The 21,678-nt window shown below is 28.3% G+C and carries 15 protein-coding genes; 4 read left to right on the forward strand and 11 right to left on the reverse strand.

Annotated elements, in window-relative coordinates:
* Positions 1-125 precede the first annotated feature (125 nt).
* The 6 genes from ACH5BF_RS13285 to ACH5BF_RS13310 all read right to left on the reverse strand — a co-directional run bounded on the left by ACH5BF_RS13285 (position 126) and on the right by ACH5BF_RS13310 (position 7,336).
* Positions 126-1,085, reverse strand: coding sequence for a cytochrome b/b6 domain-containing protein (locus tag ACH5BF_RS13285; protein WP_423274738.1), 960 nt, complete (start codon positions 1,083-1,085; stop codon positions 126-128).
* Positions 1,075-1,689, reverse strand: coding sequence for a formate dehydrogenase FDH3 subunit beta (gene fdh3B / locus ACH5BF_RS13290; RefSeq protein ID WP_423274739.1), 615 nt, complete (start codon positions 1,687-1,689; stop codon positions 1,075-1,077). The genes ACH5BF_RS13285 and fdh3B overlap by 11 nt, the downstream gene beginning before the upstream one ends.
* An 11-nt stretch (positions 1,690-1,700) precedes the next feature.
* Positions 1,701-4,532, reverse strand: coding sequence for a formate dehydrogenase subunit alpha (locus ACH5BF_RS13295; RefSeq protein ID WP_423274740.1), 2,832 nt, complete (start codon positions 4,530-4,532; stop codon positions 1,701-1,703).
* 28 nt (positions 4,533-4,560) lie between these two features.
* The gene (locus ACH5BF_RS13300; protein WP_423274741.1) at positions 4,561-4,773 is read right to left on the reverse strand and encodes a Tat pathway signal protein; all 213 of its coding nucleotides are present in this window, start codon (positions 4,771-4,773) and stop codon (positions 4,561-4,563) included.
* Positions 4,774-4,875: 102 nt separating this feature from the next.
* Positions 4,876-5,649, reverse strand: a complete 774-nt coding sequence (locus ACH5BF_RS13305) for a TorD/DmsD family molecular chaperone (protein WP_423274742.1) — start codon at positions 5,647-5,649, stop codon at positions 4,876-4,878.
* The gene (locus ACH5BF_RS13310; protein WP_423274743.1) at positions 5,639-7,336 is read right to left on the reverse strand and encodes a 4Fe-4S binding protein; all 1,698 of its coding nucleotides are present in this window, start codon (positions 7,334-7,336) and stop codon (positions 5,639-5,641) included. Before ACH5BF_RS13310 ends, ACH5BF_RS13305 begins: the two co-directional genes overlap by 11 nt.
* 204 nt (positions 7,337-7,540) lie before the next feature.
* On the opposite strand from ACH5BF_RS13310, the gene ACH5BF_RS13315 reads away from it, so the two are divergent.
* The 4 genes from ACH5BF_RS13315 to ACH5BF_RS13330 are packed head-to-tail and all read left to right on the forward strand — an operon-like array spanning position 7,541 to position 11,619.
* Positions 7,541-8,689 carry an ABC transporter substrate-binding protein gene (locus ACH5BF_RS13315; protein ID WP_423274744.1) on the forward strand — a complete coding sequence of 383 codons (1,149 nt, stop codon included), beginning with the start codon at positions 7,541-7,543 and terminating at the stop codon, positions 8,687-8,689.
* The gene (locus tag ACH5BF_RS13320) at positions 8,683-10,281 is read left to right on the forward strand and encodes a sensor histidine kinase (RefSeq protein WP_423274745.1); all 1,599 of its coding nucleotides are present in this window, start codon (positions 8,683-8,685) and stop codon (positions 10,279-10,281) included. The genes ACH5BF_RS13315 and ACH5BF_RS13320 overlap by 7 nt, the downstream gene beginning before the upstream one ends.
* Positions 10,274-10,936, forward strand: coding sequence for a response regulator (locus ACH5BF_RS13325; RefSeq protein ID WP_423274747.1), 663 nt, complete (start codon positions 10,274-10,276; stop codon positions 10,934-10,936). Before ACH5BF_RS13320 ends, ACH5BF_RS13325 begins: the two co-directional genes overlap by 8 nt.
* On the forward strand, positions 10,936-11,619 hold the full coding sequence (locus tag ACH5BF_RS13330) for a metallophosphoesterase (RefSeq protein WP_423274748.1): 684 nt from the start codon (positions 10,936-10,938) through the stop codon (positions 11,617-11,619). Before ACH5BF_RS13325 ends, ACH5BF_RS13330 begins: the two co-directional genes overlap by 1 nt.
* Here the strand turns inward: ACH5BF_RS13330 and ACH5BF_RS13335 are convergent.
* The 5 genes from ACH5BF_RS13335 to ACH5BF_RS13355 form a co-directional block, all read right to left on the reverse strand.
* The gene (locus ACH5BF_RS13335; RefSeq protein WP_423274749.1) at positions 11,611-13,107 is read right to left on the reverse strand and encodes a PhnE/PtxC family ABC transporter permease; all 1,497 of its coding nucleotides are present in this window, start codon (positions 13,105-13,107) and stop codon (positions 11,611-11,613) included. The two genes, ACH5BF_RS13330 and ACH5BF_RS13335, sit on opposite strands and share 9 nt — an antisense overlap.
* Positions 13,094-13,753: an ATP-binding cassette domain-containing protein gene (locus ACH5BF_RS13340; protein ID WP_423274750.1), complete on the reverse strand. Its 660-nt coding sequence runs from the start codon at positions 13,751-13,753 to the stop codon at positions 13,094-13,096. Before ACH5BF_RS13340 ends, ACH5BF_RS13335 begins: the two co-directional genes overlap by 14 nt.
* Positions 13,753-14,598 carry a putative selenate ABC transporter substrate-binding protein gene (locus tag ACH5BF_RS13345; RefSeq protein ID WP_423274751.1) on the reverse strand — a complete coding sequence of 282 codons (846 nt, stop codon included), beginning with the start codon at positions 14,596-14,598 and terminating at the stop codon, positions 13,753-13,755. Before ACH5BF_RS13345 ends, ACH5BF_RS13340 begins: the two co-directional genes overlap by 1 nt.
* A gap of 165 nt (positions 14,599-14,763) precedes the next feature.
* Positions 14,764-16,260 (reverse strand): HD domain-containing phosphohydrolase, encoded by a 1,497-nt coding sequence (locus ACH5BF_RS13350; protein WP_423274752.1) that lies wholly within the window; start codon positions 16,258-16,260, stop codon positions 14,764-14,766.
* Between the two features lie 21 nt (positions 16,261-16,281).
* Positions 16,282-21,573: a transporter substrate-binding domain-containing protein gene (locus ACH5BF_RS13355; RefSeq protein WP_423274753.1), complete on the reverse strand. Its 5,292-nt coding sequence runs from the start codon at positions 21,571-21,573 to the stop codon at positions 16,282-16,284.
* Positions 21,574-21,678 lie beyond the last annotated feature (105 nt).

The following is a 21,678-nucleotide window of genomic DNA, read 5'->3' on the forward strand; positions in this document are numbered from 1 at the left end:
TCTTCTTTTCATATGCAAATTATCTGTATTTAATAATATTAAAATTTTTAATATGCAAAGTTTGCATATTATTAGTCAAATAGAAAAAGCAAATCAGTTTCCCTAAGGAAACATGATTGCCAATTCTATTTTCTTAAATCCTCTTCTTCTAGAACATCTGGTCTTAGTTGCTCTAAATACTCTACCGGTAATTTTCCAGTAATTACACCAGGGATATATCCTTTTACAGATACAAAATAAGAATAAACTGTTTCAAATGTAAAGAACGAAATAATCGCACTTCCCATAAAGTGAATAAACAGAATAAACCTTTTAAATTGAATAGTTTCTGCATGGTTTGCAGCATCTGGGAATAAATACCAAATGATAAATCCACTTAGTACTAATTTAAATCCAAAAGCAACATACATATAGTAGTTGATTCTATCCATGTGTTTATATTTTCCTCTTAGGAAAATTTTATTCCATATTTTTATACTTGGTCTTACAAAATATTTATGGTCTTTAAAAGCAATTACTGTCATTAGTGCCCAAACAGGAATCCATCCAAGCCCAACAATCTCATGTGTTGCTCTCATTAATCTTGCAAGTTCTCCACCACCAGTCCAGTTTCCAAATGTAATTGAAAAACCAGTGATAAATAAGTAAATCATAATTATGATGTTTAATAAAATCACAAGTCTTTGGAATACAGAGTACACTTGTACTTTGTCATCATATCTTGTAATTTGTGCTTGTTTTCTTCCTTTGGCAACTATAAACATAGTTAAGAAAATGAAGAATTCAACTGTAAAAACTATTGGCAGTAAATGTTGTCTTTCTTCAAATGCTCTAATAACCTCTGGAGCAATTGCATCATAATCTGGCCCAAACAGTGCAACTTCCATTTGTTCATGTCTTGTTAAAGACTCAAAAGGAACAACTTGTCCTGTAAAATTACCTTGTGCCATTTGTACTAAAAACTTATATACATAATTAATGTCAGCAATTGTTGCTAACCAAAAATACCAATAAGTTAAAAGGGCAAATATAAAACCTATTATAAAATAGGCCTTATACTCGCTAAGAAAACTTTTATTTTCCATATGCTTTATCCCATCCGTAAGGCATCGATTGAACACCATGACCAAATGATATAACTCTTTCTCTATAGATATTTGCTACTGATTCAGAGTCACCCACTAATAAGGCCTTAGTAGAACACATCGCAGCACATACTGGAACTTTTCCTTCTGATATTCTGTTTTGACCATATAGTTCTCTTTCATGTTCACTATTAGTCTCATCAGGTCCACCAGCACACATTGTACATTTATCCATAACACCTTTTGTTCCAAATGCTCCGTCTTTAGGGAACTGAGGAGCTCCAAATGGACAAGCATATAAACAATATGAACAACCGATACATTTATCTTTATCATGTAAAACAATTCCGTCTTCTCTGATATAGAAACAATCAACTGGACATACTTGCTCACAAGGTGCATCTGTACAGTGCATACAAGCTACAGAAAGAGAAAATTCCTCTCCTTGCTTACCTTCGTTTACTGTTATTACTTTTCTTCTAGAAATCTCTACTGGTAACTCGTGAGCTTCAGCACAAGCAACAGAACAACCATCACAATGGATACATCTGTTCTCATCACAGTAAAACTTCATTCTTGAAAAATCTACGTTATTACTACTCATGTTGCTTCTCCCTACGCTCTTTCAATTCTACATAAACCACCTTTTGTTTCAGGAATTTGAGTAACAATATCGTAACCATAGTTAGTTACAGTATTTGCACTTTCACCCCACGCAAAAGGTTTTGTACCATCTGGGAAATTGTGAGTATAATCTACACCTTCCATTACACCAGCAAAGTGGAATGGTAAGAATACTCTATCCTCAGATACACTAAATGAATATTTAGCTTTAACTTTAATCTTAGTTCCTTGAGGTGAGTGAATCCACATCATAGCCCCGTCTCTAATACCATGTCTTCCTGCTAAATCTGGATGAATATCACAGAACATTTCAGGAGTTAATTTCGCTAGATATTTAGATGCTCTATTTTCAATACCAGCACCATTCATATTTACAAGTCTTCCAGTAACTAAGTTTACAGGGAAGTCTTTTGCCCAATCTTGTGCTGTTTGTTCAGAAACATATCTAGTGTCAACTCTATAGTGATTCTTCTTATCAGCAAATGATGGATATTTCTTAACTAAATCAGTTCTTGGAGAGTGTAATGGCTCTCTATGTAAAGGAATTGGGTCTGCAAATGTCCATACTTTTGCTCTTGCTTTTGCATTTCCATAAGGAGCAATTCCTCTTTCCATACATTTTTCAGCAATAATATTTGAAGTATCAACTTTCCAGTTTTTACCAATTTTCTTTTTCTCTTCTTCAGTTAACTTAATTCCTAGAACTTTTTCAATATTATCTCTAGTGATTTCTGGGTAACCATCTGGATTTGCTGAATCTTTTGGAGCTGAACCTTTACCTGCAAGTAAATCATGTCCATCATGTTCTAAACCAAATCTATTTCTGAACCCCATACCACCTTCTTTAACACTTCTGTTGATGTTGTATAATAATGGAGACCCACAATGATCTTCTGTCCAACAAGGCCATGGTAAACCATAATACTCGCCAGCCATTTCACCGTAACCTCTCATTGTTACTTCATCAAACATATGCCAATTCTTTTGGTGTTTTTTAAGTCTTTCTGCCGTCCAACCTGTTAAACCAATAGTTTTAATTGTTCTAGCAATTTCATCTGTACAATCTTCTGGCCATTTAAATTCTGTTTTATTTTCTCTAACTAACATACCTGCTGTTAATTCTTTATAGAATCCAAGTCTCTTAGCTAATTCAAAAATAATATCATGGTCAGTTTTAGACTCATACATAGGCTCAATAATCTTATCTCTCCATTGTGCTGATCTGTTTGTAGCAGTTACAGAACCACTAGTTTCAAACTGAGTTGCACCTGGTAAAATATAAACATCATCTTGCTTATCTGTAATAATTGCACCCTCATTTACGAAAGGATCAACGAATACAGCTAGCTCTAAATTATCTAAAGCTTCTTTTACTTTCTTTTGTTGTGCTGTAGATGTAATACCATTTGCCATTACAAATAAAGCTTTTAAGTTTGTACCTGCATTGTGAATTGCATCTTCTCCTGGATTACCTCCAAGAACTCCAGCCCACCATCTAGCAAGTGTGAAACCATTTTTATTCATCCACTCAGGAGATTTAAATCTACCTTTTAACCATTCATAATCAACATTCCACATTTTTGCGAAATATTTCCATGAACCATCACTTAATCCATAGTATCCTGGTAATGTGTGTGATAAACAACACATATCAGTTGCACCTTGAACGTTATCGTGACCTCTTAAGATGTTTGTTCCACCACCTTCAATACCCATGTTTCCAAGAGCTAATTGAACGATTGGAGCAATTCTTGTATTAGAAGAACCATTATTATGTTGAGTTAATCCCATAGCCCATACAAGTGTTCCTGGTGTATTTTGAGCATAGTGCTTTGTAATTTGTACAATTAAATCAGCGTCTACACCTGTTACATCAGCAACTCTTTCAACTGGCCAGTTTTTAGCCTCTTTTCTAATATCTTCCATACCATATACTCTATCTTTAATGAATGATTTATCTTCCCATCCATTTTCAAAGATAATATTTAACATTCCATACATAAATGGAATATCAGTACCTGGTCTAATTTGTGCAAAATAGTCTGCTTTTGCAGCAGTTTTTGTATATCTTGGATCTACAACTATTATTTTTGCGTTATTTCTTTCTTTCGCTTTTAAGAAATGTTGGAATCCTACTGGGTGATTAACCGCTGGATTCGCACCAAAAATAATGATCGCCTTAGAGTTTTGAATATCCCCTAAAGAATTTGTCATAGCACCATAACCCCATGTGTTTGCCACCCCGGCAACTGTTGAGCTATGTCAAATTCTAGCTTGGTGATCTATATTATTAGTTCCAAACATTGCAGCGAATTTTCTAAAGTAATATGATTGCTCAGTATTAAATTTCGCTGATCCTAAAAACATTGTTGAATCTGGCCCGTCTGTTTGTCTTAAAGATTCAAGCTTTTTAGAAATATTATCTAAAGCTTCATCCCAAGAAATTCTTTGCCATTTTCCACCTCTTTTTACCATTGGGTGCTTAAGTCTAACTTCAGATCTAACCATATCAATCATATCGGCACCTTTACAACAGTGACCTCCAAGTGATACAGGGTGATCTGTAGCAACTTCTTGTCTTACCCAAACACCATTTTGCACTTCTGCCATAACACCACAACCTACAGAACAAGCTGTACAAATAGATTTAACCATTTTTGAACCAGGGAATGGATTTTTAATCTCTTCCTCAGTAGCTTTTCTTGTAGCAGTAGTACTAGCAAAAGATGAAGTTACTCCAAATGCAGTAGCAACAGCAGCCATTTTCATAAATGATCTTCTACCTACTTTTGCATTCAAAGATTCATATGTATTTGCTGACATACGCCTCTCCTACTCTTTTAAATTATTGTTATTTTGCGTTCTTGTAGTACTCTTCCCAAGCCGCAGATTTTCTGTAAAGAATCTCTTTTTTTCTAGAAGATCCCTTAACAACACCATTATTTGTATCATCTTGAACAGATGATTCACCAGTAGCAGCCAATACGCTAGTTCCCGCAGCTACTGCTACTCCAGCTGTAACAATTGCAGTTTTCTTAGCGAATTCTCTTCTGCTTTGTTCCATGACTGACCTCCTTATAGAAATTAAGCCCCTAAAATCAAGAGACTTTATAAAAACAGCTTAGCTATCTTTATAAAATCTCTTTAGTAAAAGGCTAACCTTTTACTAAATATCTTCCTCTACATCATAAGCAATATCACTAGGTTTAACTTCTTCTTTTGGACCTAATGCTCTTAATGCTTTATTTCTTTCTCTTCTTTCTCTTTCTTCTTCAGAAATCTCTTCAACATCACAAGATTCAACTTTTTTAATTTTCTCTTTTGGTGCAGGTTTTGAAACTTCTAAGAATAGTCTTTCAAACTCAATGTAAGAGTGAAGAACTACCATTAATTCTTTATAAATAAAAGCACTTTCATGCTCATATAACTCTTTTGCAAATTCATCAATAAAATCATTTAAAATTGATGAAAAAATACAATGAACTGTGTTTTCATACTCTTTTTCACCCTGAGATATTAAGTCAGTTAGTTGAGCCATTAAAGTAAAAATAAACCCTACTGAATCTTCATACTCGTAAAAGTTTTTTTCATCTCTTCTTAATTTTGTTTTAGCAACAAAGTTAATCATCTCAACTCTTTTTTTACCAGACTCAACACCCTCATCATAATAAGAAGCAGTTGTTCTTATTTTTTTACTAATAGGGTTATGAAAAATATCGTCAAACTCTTGAAGTAATGCAACATTAGATGATTTATCTAAAGATGAAGAAATAGCTTCTAAAGCTTTTCCTGATGTTACATCTAATGGACTTGCTTTTAATACATCAACTAATTTAACTAACTCTAAATAGTTTTCTAAATTTTCTGGCGGAACAAAAAAGTTCGCAAAAAGATTGTAGTATAGAGCTCTTGCTTTGTTTATTGCTTGATTATCTTGCATTTTCCATTCCTTTTTTCTTTTGATCAAAATAGTTTTGCATCATAATTTTAGGTTTACATTCTGCACAACAGTATAAAGATCTTTCTTTTACTGGGTCACTTGCAAAAACTGGTCCCATAATAGCTGCAATTTTTTCAACTGATTTTTTAGTTGCAAACTCTTTTCCACACTCTACACATGCAAAAAGTTCATCTTGTGCTAAAACATTCTCTTTAAACCACATTGGTTGAAGTTTAATTACATCTCTTTCAATCTCTAAACAATCACTTTCAGGACATGAAACTTCACAATAACCACATGAAGTACATAAAGATGGATTAATTCTAAGAGTGTTATCACTTGCATCTGCTTGAAGTGCATCTACATTACAAGCTCCAACACAAACTAAACATAAAGTACATTTATCTTCATTTACTTTTACAAGTCCATAATGAATATGTTCTCCTGTTTTAACTTCTCCTAAATCATCTTCACCTACTAATTTTTGAAGTCTGTGTGAGAAAATCTCTCTTTTTTTAAGTCCTTCTTGATTAAAGTTAAATGATGAACCTTCAATAAATGAAACTTCTTCTAAAGCTTGAATTAACTCTTCTTCATTCATTGCTACGATAATTGCGTCTTTACCATACTTCTTTTGATAAATATCATTTACAATTCTAATAGCATCACCACTTCCTTTTGAAATAAAGTCAGTATAAAACACTAATTGAGAACCAGATATTTGTGCTAATGTTAAGAAAGCAGATTCATCTAAAAACTTCTCTCCCTCAATAGCAAAAGGTAAAACACCCTCTTTTAAATCAACTTCTAAATTTTTAATATTCATTTTTTGAGGAGTAATTAAAGGGTGTGTTTCTTCAAAGAACTTACTCATTTCAAATAAAGATTCTCTATTTGATGGTGCATAATCCAATGCCCCACTAGGACAAACTGAAATACAACCACCACATCCATGACAATCTATTTGAGAGAATGATAAAACTTTTTTAGTATCATCTTTTGTAATTGCTACACTTGGACATACTTCTTCACATTTAGAACAAATTACTTCTCTTCTTTCATTATATTGACAGATTGTTTTATCATATGTTGTGAATTTTTTGTATGAATATGAGTTGATATTCTCTTTTAATAAAGATACAACTTCTTCTTCACTTGATTCTCTTGGATCAAAACAACCACTTTGTTTGATTCCTTCTTCTTTTGCATCATACCAAACGATTTGAGAAACATTTAAAGTTACGTCTTTACCTTCATCATCAACAATTACACTTAAGTTTCCAATATGGCCTGAAATAGATTTGATAATATTTTCTTGGATAAAAAATAGTTCAAAATCTTCAGGCTTGATACAGGCTACGAACTTTTCGTAATCTTCTTTTGTATTTGCAACAAGTAATAGTTGATTTGTAACTTCTTGTGAGTAAGATATATCTTGAGCAAAATCATATTTATTAGCAGCAATTTCATATAATTTATAAACATTTTCAATTTGTGCTGCCATTGAATCTTTTGTATTTTTGATATAAAAATCGATTTCGTCTGCATTTACTTCAGCATTTACTTCTGATGTATTTGAGATTAAAAAACTTTTTTCTTTTATTTCATCTAGGTTAGTAGATACTAGTATCTCTTCACTAACAGGGAAATCTAAACCCTTTGGGTTGTAATAAATAAATTCTTGCATAGCCTATGCCCTTATCAATGGTAAAAAATATTTTACCTAATTCTATTAGCATATTTTTAAAGATAGCTTAAATATTAAAAAATATTTTACCTATACTTTAGACAGTGTTACTTATAAGGACTATCTAGTTTTTGCAAAACTAGAAAAGTTTTATATTGTAGCCTATTAAAGCTATATTTTCCTCTTATTTTTGTAAACTTACATATGATAAAAAGATTACCTATTTTACTATTTATATTTATAATTATTTATATCTATTTTAAAGATGAGATTTTCCCAAGCAACACTATAAAAATTGGAATGTCTGTACCTCAGACAGGAATTATTAAAACATGGGGTGAGTCTGTAAGTCAAGGTGTAAACTCATACTTTAATTATGTAAATGACAACAATATTTTAAAAAATAAAAAAATCGAACTTTTAATTTATGATGATAAATATGAACCTGAACTTACTATAGAAAATGTTAGTAAACTAATATTTAATGAAAAAGTATATGCACTTTTTGGTTTTGTTGGAACGCCTACAGTTAAAAATATCTTACCAATTATACATGATGAAGATATACCTTTTTTTGGTGCCTTTACAGGTGCTTCTTTTTTAAGAGATACAAAAGATGAAAATTTTGTAAATTTTAGAAGTTCTTACAAACAAGAAATAGAGAAAATTGTAAGTTACTTACATGAAGAAAAGAAGTTTGATAGAATTGCTGTTTTTTACCAAAATGATGATTATGGAGAAGAAGGATATATCTCACTTTTACAAGCTTTAGAAAAAAGAAAACTTCCTTTAGTTGCAGAAGGCTCGTACAAAAGAAATACCTTATCAATTAATCATGCTTTTAATGAAATCAAAGATGCACATCCTCAAGCTATTGTTATGGTTGGTGCTTATAAAACAAATGCCTTATTTATTAAAAAAGCCAAACAAAATGAGAATCTAAAAGATGCAATCTTTTGTAATATCTCTTTTGGTGATGCTAATGCAATGATAAAAAAACTTGATACTTTAAATACAAGTACTAAAAACCTTATTTTCTCTCAAGTAGTTCCTAACTATTTAGATAATAAAATTCCTGTAATAAAAGAGTATCAAACACTTATGCAAAAATATTATCCAAATAAAGAGTTAGGATTTATTTCACTAGAAGCATTTATGGCATCAAAGATTTTAGTAAATGCAATTTCAAGAATCAAAGGAGATGTGACAAGAGAGAAGCTAATTCATACTTTAAAAACTACTCCACCTGATTTACTAAAAGGTTTACATTTAAAATATAGAAATTCTCAACTATTTAATAAAACTTATTTATTTGAATATAGTGATGAAAAATTTAGAGAGATAAAATGGTAGATAAAAGACTAAAAAAAATTATTGCATATTTTGATAATCTTAGTTTTAAGTATAAAACATCTTTTCTAGTATTTATTATTGCTGGAGGAATGATTTGTATTGTAATTTTATCACAAATATCTACCTTTACAATTAAGCAAGATTTTGATGTACTTTTTGATAAAAGAACAAAAAGTTTAATTAAACTTGAAAATATCAAAGATACCTATAATGTAAATATTCAAGCAACTATAAAAGACTTGGAGAATGGTGAGCTTAGTTTAAATCAAGCTCAAGATGTACTACTTTTAGCACAACAACTTATAAATAAAAACTGGCAGTCATACAAAGAAGAATTAGATAATAAAGGTGATAGATTTTATATTATCTCTTTTATTAAAAAGTTTTTTATAAATGAAGAGAACTATTTTGAGAATGAAGTTCTAAAAAAGAATATCATGAGAAATGTTGATAAAAAGATGTCTAAAATCAAAAATGATTTGAACTATATGATTGAAAATAAAATCGATTATGATTATGCAGATTTAAATCTTGAGATTAATGCAATCTCTATTTATATTACAAGTTTAATTAACTATGATTTATCTTTAGCTATAAATGAAAAAAGAAACACTCAAAAGATTTTTAACATAATCATGTTTTTCTCTATTATTTCAATTATTCTAGTATTTTTATTCTCTATTATTTTGTCAGTTTATATTATAAATAACTTTAAAATACTTCATAACTCTTTGGAACAAAAAGTTGAAGAAAAAACAAAAGAGTTAAAAGAATTAAATGCTTATTTAGAAGTAAAAGTTTCAAAAGAAGTTGCACAAAATAGAAAAAAAGATATTATCATGTTCCAACAAGCAAGACTTGCAAGTTTAGGAGAAATGCTTAATAATATTGCTCATCAATGGAGACAACCTTTAGGCTCTATTACTATGATAATTCAAAGTTTCCAAACTAAAATGCTAATGGGAAAACTAACAGATACATTTATTGATGAGAAAGTAAATGATGCTTTGCTCTTAGCAAATAATATGTCTCAAACTTTAGATGACTTCAAAAACTTCTTTAGTCCAAATAAACAAAGAAGTAAATTTTTAATTAAAGATTGTATTGAACATTCAATTGAACTTTCAAAATACTCTTTAGAAAAACAAAGTATTCAAATAAAACTAGAAATCAAACAAAATGTAGAGTTAAATACTTTTTATAATGAACTTTCACATGTATTTTTAAATATTATTTCTAACTCAAAAGATGCTTTATGTAGTACTGTTGATAAAAATGATAGAATTATAAAAATAATTGTAAATAAATATAAGCATAATGTTGTTGTAAATCTTATAGATAATGGTGGAGGAATTAACGAAGAGATAATTCCTAAAATCTTTGAACCTTACTATACAACTAAATACAAAAGTGCAGGAACTGGTATTGGTTTATATATGTCAAAACAGATTATTGAAAAACACATGAATGGGTCTATTTCGTATAAAAGTATTGTACATAAGATAAAACCAAATAGTGATGAAAACTATAAATGTTCATTATTTACAATAAAAATACCAATTTCAAAAGATAAAGAGGCTATGAATGAATAATAGAGATTTAAATATATTGCAACAATTTAATATTTTATATTTAGAAGATGATGTAAATTTGCTAAAGCATACAAAAGATGTTTTAGAAGATTTTGTTAATAATATCTATCCTGTTAAAACTTCAAAAGAAGCTATGGATATACTTTTAAATAAAAAAGTTGATGTAATTATCTCTGATATTTTACTAGAAGATGAAAATGGAATTGATTTTTTAAAACATATTAAACAAAAAAATATAAATATCCCAACTATTCTTACAACTGCTCATACAGATACAAAATATCTACTTGAAGCTATTAAGTTAAAAGTAGAAAACTATATAGTTAAACCTATAAATATTAAAGAGTTATTAAATAGTTTACATGATGTTTTACTTCCAATTGTACAAAAAAAAGAGATTCAAAAAAACTCAAATGTTATTAGAACAATCTCAGCTATTACAGATAGTAAACAAGTTGATATTGTAAAGTTTATAATAAACAATTTAGACAATGAAAATCACTTTACAGCTTCATATAGTGATATTATGGAAGAGATTTCAATCTCAAAACCAACACTTATAAAACTTTTTAAAGAGCTAGCAGAAAAGAACATTTTAGTTAAAGTTCAACATAAAACATATAGATTTAATGAGTCTGCTTTAGAGCATATCTAATGCTAAACAGTGATTTACAAAATACCTATGTCATTTCAGATGTACATGGGTGTTACCATACCTTAATGGCTTTATTAAAAAAGCTTCCTTCAAATGCAAAACTAATCTTCCTAGGTGACTTATGTGATAGAGGTCTTTACTCAAAAGAGGTAATTGAGTTTGTAAAGAGCAATAACTATCCTTGTATTTTAGGAAATCATGATTTCTATCTTTTAGATAATATTGAAGCTTGTTTAAATGGTGCTAAGGTTAGATGGAATACTAAAGAGTATATGGGCGGGGTTGAAACTATTGAAAACTATAAAGAGAATCTAAGCCTTCTTAAAGAGCATTTAAAATGGATTAAAACTTTACCTCAATACTTAATCATCAAAAAATATTTTATCACTCATGCTTTTTGTATGCCCTACTTCAAAAGAAAAGACGATAAATCAAAAAGACATGCCATGATGACAAATAGAGTTTCAGATAAAGAAGAATGGGATTGGGACTGGGAAAAGAACTGGAAGACATATGATTATATAAATATTTATGGACATGAATCTTCAAAAGAAATAGTAAAAAAACACAACTATATTTGTATAGATACTTCTTGTGTTTATGGTGGTAAACTTACAGCTTTAAATCTTCAAACCCTAGAAGTTGTTCAACAAGAACTTATAAGAAAGGATGTGCTACTTTAAGTCGCAGCCACATCCTATTAGTTTTTCATCTGCTCTTAAATAATCTCTTACTTTCTTTGAAATTAAATCAATAGAGATATTTAAAAGTGCTGTAAAGAATAAAAGTATTACAACTTTATCTAATCTAATATCAGCAATAGCAGAATCAATATAAAAACCTAAAGTAGCTATTCCTAAAATACCAAGGATAGCTGACTCTCTCATTATTACTTCCCATCTGTAAAAAAGAAAAGCTAAAAATGAACTATAAAGTTTTGGTAAAACTTCATAAGCATATAGATTTAAGTGTGTTGACTTATCTAATACATATTCCATCTCATTTGATTGCTTACCAATTATAAATGCAATAATTGCTCCATTATGAAGCATTAATGCTAGTACTGCTGGTAACATTGAAGCTCCAAATATTGATAAAAATAAGAAGGCCAAAATATACTCAGGAGTTGACCTTAAAACTACTAAAAGTATATGAGAGAAAAATCTTCCAGTCTTTCCTACAAACTTATATGAAATCAAAGGGAATAAAACTAAAGCTAGTATAGCAGTTGCTACTAAAGATATTTGAGTTAAAACAACAGTATTAAACACCCCTGGAACTACTTCATTTACTAAAATTTTATAAAACCAATTTATTCCTTCCATAAAAGTGTAATCATTTTTAATAGGACTTGGAATAATATCACTTGTAAAAAACCTAATAAAATTATCATAAGAAAATGAAGATACAGACATTGGCATTTTTATAAGTGAAAATATAAATAATGGAATTATAGTAAATTTATTAAACCAAAATTTGATTGTTGCTATTAAAATATAGAAGATTATAAGCATTAGCCATACTTCATTATAATAACCTTGATTAAATGAAGAACTTAAGTAATAACCTAGTGTTGTAATACCTACAAAACCTAAAATAGCCGAAGATTTCATAGCACACTCAAATCTATATAATGTATATGAGATTAGATGTGGCATAGCATTTGGAAGCTTTGTATAAAAGAATAAACAAACCTTTGATACTTTACTTGAAATAGTTCTATTATCAAAACTATCATACTCTTCAAGTATCTCAAAATAAACCTTTGCAAGTATTGCACTATAAGGTAAAACAATCGCTAAAATTGCTGTAATAGTATTTAATCCAAATATTTGTAAGAAGATTAATGCCCAAAAAATTTCATGAATAGCTCTAATATATGATAGAAAAACTCTTACTGCTAAAAACTTGAAATAAAAACTTAAAATAAAACCAATTACTGCTGATAAAACTATTGAAATAGTGGCAATATATATAGTTTGAAGTGAAGCATCTAAAAGTAAATCATAAGATGAAAAATTCATATCTTTAATAGCTACAATAAACTTTGAAAACTCCAAGAAAGGTTCATATGCACTTATTTGTAAATCAGCAAAAAATAGTGAGATAAAAAAGATACCAAAGAAGATTAAACTTACATTTAGCTCTTTTGAGATTTTATTGGGCAACATAGTATAGTTTTTTCGTATCTTCACTATCAATATCAATTGATAGTTTATCTAAAACAATTTGACCATTTTTTATACCAATTACTCTATCAAAAGATTCAATAGCAATTTTTACATCATGAATAGCACAAACTATTGTTTCAAAAGACTTATGTAGTAAAGCAATTGATTTTTTACAAATATACTCATCTAAAGCAGAAATAGGTTCATCTGCAAGTAAAACTTTCTTTTGAGAATAAATTGATTTTGCAATTGCAACTCTTTGTCTTTGTCCACCAGATAAATTTAAAGACTTAATTAAAAGCTTATCTTCTGTTTCAAGCTCTTTCAAAATCTTAGTTATTTCATCCATATTTTGTTTAAAAGGTCTAATTAAATTGATTAAATTATAAATAGTTGATTTTTGCTCTAATCTTGCTGTGTAGATATTATGATATGCACTTAGGTTATTTACAAGTCCTAAATCCTGAGGTAAATATGAAACCTCATCACTTTTTAGTTCATACAATCTTTTTAAAAGTGTAGATTTACCACTTCCACTCTTACCAAGAAGAGCAATTTTTTCGCCCTTCTTTATTGATAAGTTAATAGAATCTAAAACTTTTTTATTCTCATAAGAGATTGTTTCATTTTCTAAATTAAAAATCATTAGTCAACTAATCCAATTTTTCTTGCTGTATCTAATACAGGTTGGAAGTCTTTGTTTTCAGCTTTGATAAACTTAGCTCTTGGGAATGCATCTAAAATAGCTTTGTCTTCTAATTTTAATAATGCATCTTGAACTCTCTTAGTAAATCCTTCACCATAGTTTTTATCAACATCAGCTCTAATTGTGAAGTTGTAGTCTGGGTATGCAGGAGTTTTATAGATAACTTTTACTTTTGAAGTATCAATATTTCCAGCTTTTAACTCTCTATCCCATACTTTGAAGTTAACAGCACCAACTTCATAAGCACCACTTTGAACTAATGAAATAGTTTTAGAGTGATTTCCAGAGAATCCAACTTTTTTAAATACTTCATTTGGAGACTTATCAAAAGTTTGTCTGATAAAATATTCTGGCATTAATCTACCTGAAGTAGAACCTTTAGAACCAAAAGTAAAAGTTTTACCAGCAATATCTTTAGATAAGTTATCAGACTTGTCTAAACCAGTACTTGTATGAGCAATAATGTAAGAGTGGAAGTTTGGATCTTCAACACCTTGTGCGATTGCTTGTGAATCTTTAACTAAAAGTCTAGCTTTAACACCTGATAAACCACCAAACCAAGCTAATTGAACTTGATTATTTCTGAAAGCTGCAATAGATGCTGCATAAGACTTAACTGGAACAAACTTTACATCAACATTTAACTCTTTTGATAAGTAAGTAGCTAATTTAGAGAATCTCTCTTTTAACTTTGTTTCATCCTGATCAGGAATTGCCGTAAACGTAAACGTTTGTGAAAATAGTGTTGTTGCTAAAACAGCAACTGAAAAAAGAATTTTTTTCATAAAAAAACCTCAATATGTTGAAGCATTAATGAAGAAATAAAGATAGTAAATTATACTTTATGTCCAACCTAAACCTTAGGTCTGTATGCTAATTTATGTCGAAATACTATAATATCTTGTATAAAATAAAACTTAAGAAAAAGTAAAAAAAACTTTACCATTTTACTATACATCCTTAAACTTGTCCCTAATTGCCAAAAAGTTATCTAAATTTTTAAAGAATAAATCTATTAAAATAGGATCAAAGTGCTTACCTCTTTCTTCTTTAAAAAGATTAAAAATTCTCTCATCATCCCAAGCTTTTTTATAAACCCTATCACTTCCAAGGGCATCAAATACATCAGCAATAGCAGTAATTCTTCCATAAATATGAATATCTTCACCACTTAAACCTTGTGGATAACCTGAACCATCATATTTTTCTTGATGTTGATGTGCAATAATAGCTGCTGCTTTTAAAATTGGTTTATTTGAAGATTTTAACATATCATAACCAATTTGAGCATGGGTTTTCATAATTTCAAACTCTTCAGGAGTATATCTTCCTGGTTTCTTTAAAATTTCATCTGGTATTGCAACTTTACCAATATCATGCATTGGACTTGCCATTTTTACTATTTCAGCTTCACTTACAGGAAGTCCATAATATATAGCTAAAAGTTTAGAGTATTCTGCTACTCTTTTTACATGCATACCTGTCTCTTTATCTCTTGCTTCTGCAATTGCACCTAATCTAAATACAACCTCTCTTTGTGTTTCAATTATGTCTTCATTTAACTGTTCAATTTCAACATTTGCTTTTTCAACTTCTTTTTGAGCAGTAATATTTTGAGAAATAGCTGTATAACATACAAAGTTTCCATTTACATCATATTCTGGGCTTATTACAGTTTTAAGCCAATAATACTCACCACTTTTCTTCTTATTTCTTATTTGACCTTTCCAAACTTTATTTGAAGTTATTGTGCCCCATAAGTCATCATAAATCTCTTTTGGTGTAAAAATATCTTTTAAAATATTGTGATTATTTCCTAAAAGTTCATCTTTTCTATAGCCACTTAATTTACAAAAAGCTTCACTTACATATATGATTTTTCCATTTTTATCTGCTCTTGATGCAATTACATATTTATCAAATGATTCTAATATTCCATTTAAATCATAGTTTAGTTTTTTAACATCTTCATTACTTTTATGTAAAGCTTTAATTGTTTCATAAGATCTAATAGCTGTAATAATTGTCGTGATTAATTTTTTTGAAGTAAGTTCTGTTTTTTCTTTATAGTCATTAATAGCATAGTCCATAACAACTTCACTCTCAGGAACTAAACCTGCTTGTCCTGTTCTTAAAACTATTTGTAAATCATGGTTATTTAATTCTTCTCTTATGGTTTTTACAACTTGCAGTCCTGCATCATCACTCTCCATGATTACATCAAGAAGTAATAAAACAATATCATCATTGTTTTTTACAACTTCAATTGTTTCTTCCCCACTAAAAGTACTTATAAACTCTAATTTTTTATTTTTATATACAAAGTTTTTTAAAACTGTTTTAGTTAAAGTATGTACATCTAATTCATCATCAGATATTAGTATTTTCCATGTTTCTAAAACTTCATTCTCTTTATCTTTTGGTTTATAAAAATTCAATTTTCCCATATTTAAATCCTATTGAATTTATTATACTTTAAAAACTATAATAAACTCTACTCCATTTTTATTATTTTGACAATTTATCTTTCCATTTAATTTACTTGTAACAATATTATAAATGATATTTAAGCCTAATCCACTTCCACCTTTTTCTCTATTTGTTGTAAAGAAAGGGTCAAATATTTTAGGTAGATTTTCACTTGGAATACCTTTTCCATCATCTTTATATATAAGCTTTATACTATCTTCTTCTTTATTTACTTCAATTGAAACAAGACCTTTTTGTTTTGGTTCATAACCATGAATTATTGAATTCATTATTAAGTTTGTAACTATCTGAGAAATAGCTCCTGGATAACTATTAATCTCTAAATTATTTTCACATACTATTTTAAAATCCAGATTAGTTTTTTTAGTAACACTATGAATTGAAGAGAGTATTTCTTCTAGATATTTCTGCATATTAAATACTCTTCTTTCTTCACTTGTTTGGTCAACTGCAACTTGTTTAAAACTTTTTACTAAATTAGCTGCTCTTTTAATATTTGTATTTATAAGTGTTGATAACTCTATAGATGTGTTTAAATACTCTTCAAAAGATTCTTCACTCATTTTCTCTTCTTCATATAGCTTTTTAAGATTTAAAGTAATCTCTTTAAAGTGTGTACTTCCTGTATATGCAACACCAATAGGAGTATTAATCTCATGAGCAACACCAGCAACTAAACCACCTAAACTTGCCATTTTTTCTGATTCTATTAATTGGGTTTGAGTTCTTTTTAAATTTTCAATTGATAGTTCTAATTCAATATTTGTGTCTTCAAGCTCCATTGTTCTTTTTAGGTTTTGCTCTTCTAATAGCTTTTTATCTTCAATATCTCGCCAAACAACATGAATAACCTCTTCATGATTTAATATAAGTTTTGTAAGAAGTACTTCAACCCAAAAGTTTTGTCCATTAGATTTTTTATGTACCCACTCAAATCTAATATTACCTTTTTGAATACACTCTTCTATTAAAAGAACAGCTTTATCTTCTGATTTCATACCATCTGGTTGGAATTGTGGTGATAACTCATGAGGCTTTAAATTTAAAAACTCATCTTTTGTTTTATAATTCAACATTCTTAAAACAGCATCATTACACTCTACAAATCTTCCTGCTTTTATTAGAGATAAACCATCACTTGAGTCATTAAATAAAGTCCTAAATACATTTCTTTGTTCTTCTAAATCTTTTGATTTTTCGAGTAATTCTTTTTTTGTATTTGAAAGTTTTTTTGTAAAAATCAATACAATAATCAAAATTATAGAAAAGCCTGCAATTACTTTATATAAAAGCTCATAATCTATTTCTGTTTTAATGTCTGATTTTATCCATTTGTTTTTTATCTCATATTTTTGATTTGGTGTTATATGAAATATTGATTTATTTAAAATACTTAATAACTGAGGGTATTTATCTTGAACTAAAATATAGTGGCTAAATCTCTCTTCACTTAAACCTGATACTTTTAAATCTGGAAAACTATTTTGTAATTTGTAAACAACAACTGCACTATGTCCTACAAAAGCATCAGCTTCACCTTTTGAAACTAAACTTAAAGACTCATCAATTGATTTTGTTTCTATTATTTTTACATTTGGGTATCTATCTTTTATTAAAGCATAAGAACTGAAGTTTTTAGGAAGAGCTACTTTTTTACCTTTTAAATCTTTTAGACCATCAAGAAATCTACCCTCTTTATTTGTAACAATAGCGTATTTAAAATCTGCCATACTATTTGTAACAAATGAGTTTTTAATAGAAAATGCAATATCTCCTAAAGCAGGAATAATATCAATTTCTCTTTTCTCAAATGCCTCTACAACCTCATCCCAATCTTTATATTTTTTAAACTCTATATTTAAACCTGTATTTTTTTCAATAATTTCTAAATAATCTTTTGTTAAACCACTAAATTTATTATCTTCAATTAAAGTAATTGGTCTCCAATCAATCTCAGAAAAATATATAGTTTTTTTCTCTTTAATAAAATCTTTTTCTTCTTTTGTTAGATTTAAACCTTTGTCTAAATAGTTATACTTTTTATAAATTGATTTAATATACTCAATAGTTTTAAGATTTTCAAATAATGATATCTTTGGTATAAACTCATCTTTTTTCTCATACTCTTTTAAAAGATTATCATCAAAATAGACTTTTATAAACCCTACTTTTTGAGGTACATTAACTATATAATAATAACTATTCTGAACTCTATGTTTTACCAAAGGTTTATTATTTGATTTGTATAAAAGTTTAGAAGAATTATCAAAAACCTCTATTTTCTCAATATATGGTAAAGTAGAGAAAATATTCATAACTTTTGTTAAACCATCTAACTCCTCTACAAATATAAAGTTTGAAGCAATATCAGCTATTAAAGAGTTTATTTTTACTTTTGCTTTAATTAAACCATTTGAATAATCTAGAAAAATACTATCGTAAGTACCATTACTTTTAACAATCTCTAAATTTTTATTAAAAATATCTCTTAATACTTTATTTTTGAAAGCTACATATCTAGGATTCTTTTTATGAAAAACATAATCAATATTGTACTTCTCTTCAGGGGCTTTATCTAATTTATTTATATACCAAGAAAAAATATTTTTATCTAAAATTATAAAGTCTGCTTTATCGTTAAGTAATGCTTCTACTTGTTCTTGTTGGTTTGAAGTTTCTTTGTAGTTTTTATTTGTAGAAGGTTGTAGTATTTTATTATAGTTTGAACCTAAAAATTTATGTGCTGTATGAAAAGCAAATACTTTTTTATCTTTTAATTCTTCTAAACTTCTTATAGCTTTAAATCTACTCTTTTTAGATACAACTATATTTTCAAAACTTAGAAATAAATCAGAATAGAAAAGATTATCATCCTCTTTTAGTTTTCTATTTACTGCAATATCAAACTCATCATCTTTTGACATAGCTTTATTTAACTCTTCTACAGAAAGATTTTTTGATTCACTTATAGAAATATCACTTAAAGACAAAATCTCTCTTATTAAATCATACTCTATACCTTGAACTTGTCCTTTATTTATAACATAAGGTTCTCTTCCCTTACCAAAAGCTACTTTTACATCTTTCTTTATTTCAAAACTTTTTGTCCATTTTGAGATTATCTCATTTTTTATATCTTGGCTTATAGAAGCTAATGATTTATTTAAGATATTAACTAAAGTATAATCTTCATAAATAGATAAAATATGTAATTCCTGAGCTTTAATACTATTTTGAGAGATAGGTTTTAAGTTTGTAACTAAAAACTCTTTTAATTTACTCTCAACTGAGATTTGAAGTTCAAAAAGTGCATCAACTGTTCCATTTAATACTAAAGTTATTGATTCTTCTAAATTCTTAGTTTCGACTATTTGAATTTCTGGAAACTTCTGTTTTACTAAATCTATAGTTGCATAACCCTTTTGAATAGCTAACTTCTTTCCTTTTAAATCTTCAAATGATTTAACCTCACTATTATCATATCTTACATATAAAAAGTTTTTTACCCAAATATAACCATCTGAAAACTCTCCAAAAGTTGCCCTATCATCAGTATAAAAACTTGTAGGAAGGATATCAATCTCACCTTTTTTAAAACTCTCTAAAAGATTACTCCACTCACCCTTTACTAGTTCATATCTTAAACCAGAAACATCTAAAGCTTTTTGAACAATCTTTGCACCAATGCCTTGCATTTCATACTCATTTTTAAACTCACTAATAGCAGTCCAGTTTTCAACTCCAACCTTTAAAACATCAGTATTTCGAATATATTCTTGCTCTTTTTTTGAAAATTCAACTACATTTTTAAGCCATTTATCTTTTAAAGTTTGTAGTTGAGTTGTTGAGATTGAATTTAATGCTTTTTCTAAAATAGCATTTAAAATTCTATATCTTTTGTTTACTCCTATATGAAGTTTTCCATATTTTGAATAAACAGGTGCTACTATTTTTAAATCATACTTTTTAAGGTTTAAATCTTTCGCATTTTCAAGAATGGCAGCTTTAACTTTTTTATTACTCAATTTTTGTAAAATATCTTCTACCGATTGGGCATTTACAATATTTACACTTGATACTTCTTCTTTTATAATCTCATTTGTAATTGAGTTTTCTAATGTAACAACTTTTTTATCTTTAAAATCAGCAAGAGTTCTTATGGAATCTTCATCTTTATGAATTACAATATAGTATGGACTATAATGATAGGAAGGAGAAAAACTAAAAATCTCTTCCCTACTTTTAGACCAAGATAAACCAAAAATAGCTTCAGTTTTATCTTCTTTTACACTATTGTATGCACTTGTCCAAGAATCATATGCTTTATATTTAAAATCTGTTCTAAGCTTTTTATTTATGATATCAAGTAAATCAATATGAAGTCCTTCAACTTCACCAAACTTATTTAAAATACTGTAGTTCTCCCAATCTTTTACAACAGCAAATTTAATATCTTGATTTCTTAAAAGCCAAAGTCTTTCTTCAAAAGTAAGTAAATCTATTTGTTTTTTTTGTTCAAAATATCTGTATTCATCTTGAATAATCCACTTTTTTTCAAGCTCAACTAACTCATCATATGAAATCTTTTTTATACCACTTTCAACAAACTCTTTTAAAGTTTGATCACCTTTTCTTATACCACTATAGAACCATTTATTGATTTTGAAATTCTCTAAAGTTATGAAGTTTTTATGTTCTAAAGAACTTACTAATTGAAACCAAGTAACTAAAGCATCATCAATAAAATAGTCAACTTTTGAATTTTTTATATCTATAAATCGTTGTTCTAAACTCTTATTGATATTTAATTTTATTAAAGGGTTATTTTCTTTTAAGTAGCCTTCAAAATAACTAGATTTAAGTACACTAATTTCTTGATTATTTAAATCTTCAATTGATTTAATAACTTCCTTTTTGTCTCTTTTGATATAAATATAACCTTGAGATGGGTAAATTTTATCAAGATAAGAGATATACTCTTCTCTTTGTTTATTTTGAAAAAGTCCTGAGTGAATATCTACTTCTTTGTTTTTAATAGCTTCTAAACTCTCACTCCAAGAATAGACTTTAAAATTTATATTTACATTTTGCTTTTTTGCCCAAAGCTTCCAATAATCAGTGAAAATACCATCTGGTTTCCCATCTTTATTTACAAAAGAATAAGGAACTAAATCTTTGATTATGGCTACACTAAACTCTTTTTTCTCTTGTGCAGTTAATAAAACTTGGAATAAAATAATAAAAGTTATTAGTTTTAAAAGTGTTTTCATTTTTCTACCTTGTTATATAAAAACAAACATATAATTATTCTATATTCTTTAAACTTAAATAGTTTAATCAATATCTTCAAAACAGTAAATTTAGCTTTACCTTTT

Source organism: Arcobacter pernae, assembly GCF_049472135.1.
GTDB lineage: Bacteria > Campylobacterota > Campylobacteria > Campylobacterales > Arcobacteraceae > Arcobacter_B.

Bases quoted from the DNA above. Each gene is read 5' to 3' on its own strand.
- fdh3B (WP_423274739.1), bottom strand. From the start codon at position 1,689: ATGAGTAGTAATAACGTAGATTTTTCAAGAATGAAGTTTTACTGTGAT.
- ACH5BF_RS13305 (WP_423274742.1), bottom strand. From the start codon at position 5,649: ATGCAAGATAATCAAGCAATAAACAAAGCAAGAGCTCTATACTACAAT.
- ACH5BF_RS13300 (WP_423274741.1), bottom strand. From the start codon at position 4,773: ATGGAACAAAGCAGAAGAGAATTCGCTAAGAAAACTGCAATTGTTACA.
- ACH5BF_RS13355 (WP_423274753.1), bottom strand. From the start codon at position 21,573: ATGAAAACACTTTTAAAACTAATAACTTTTATTATTTTATTCCAAGTT.
- ACH5BF_RS13310 (WP_423274743.1), bottom strand. From the start codon at position 7,336: ATGCAAGAATTTATTTATTACAACCCAAAGGGTTTAGATTTCCCTGTT.
- ACH5BF_RS13350 (WP_423274752.1), bottom strand. From the start codon at position 16,260: ATGGGAAAATTGAATTTTTATAAACCAAAAGATAAAGAGAATGAAGTT.
- ACH5BF_RS13335 (WP_423274749.1), bottom strand. From the start codon at position 13,107: ATGTTGCCCAATAAAATCTCAAAAGAGCTAAATGTAAGTTTAATCTTC.
- ACH5BF_RS13330 (WP_423274748.1), top strand. From the start codon at position 10,936: ATGCTAAACAGTGATTTACAAAATACCTATGTCATTTCAGATGTACAT.
- ACH5BF_RS13325 (WP_423274747.1), top strand. From the start codon at position 10,274: ATGAATAATAGAGATTTAAATATATTGCAACAATTTAATATTTTATAT.
- ACH5BF_RS13345 (WP_423274751.1), bottom strand. From the start codon at position 14,598: ATGAAAAAAATTCTTTTTTCAGTTGCTGTTTTAGCAACAACACTATTT.
- ACH5BF_RS13320 (WP_423274745.1), top strand. From the start codon at position 8,683: ATGGTAGATAAAAGACTAAAAAAAATTATTGCATATTTTGATAATCTT.
- ACH5BF_RS13340 (WP_423274750.1), bottom strand. From the start codon at position 13,753: ATGATTTTTAATTTAGAAAATGAAACAATCTCTTATGAGAATAAAAAA.
- ACH5BF_RS13285 (WP_423274738.1), bottom strand. From the start codon at position 1,085: ATGGAAAATAAAAGTTTTCTTAGCGAGTATAAGGCCTATTTTATAATA.
- ACH5BF_RS13315 (WP_423274744.1), top strand. From the start codon at position 7,541: ATGATAAAAAGATTACCTATTTTACTATTTATATTTATAATTATTTAT.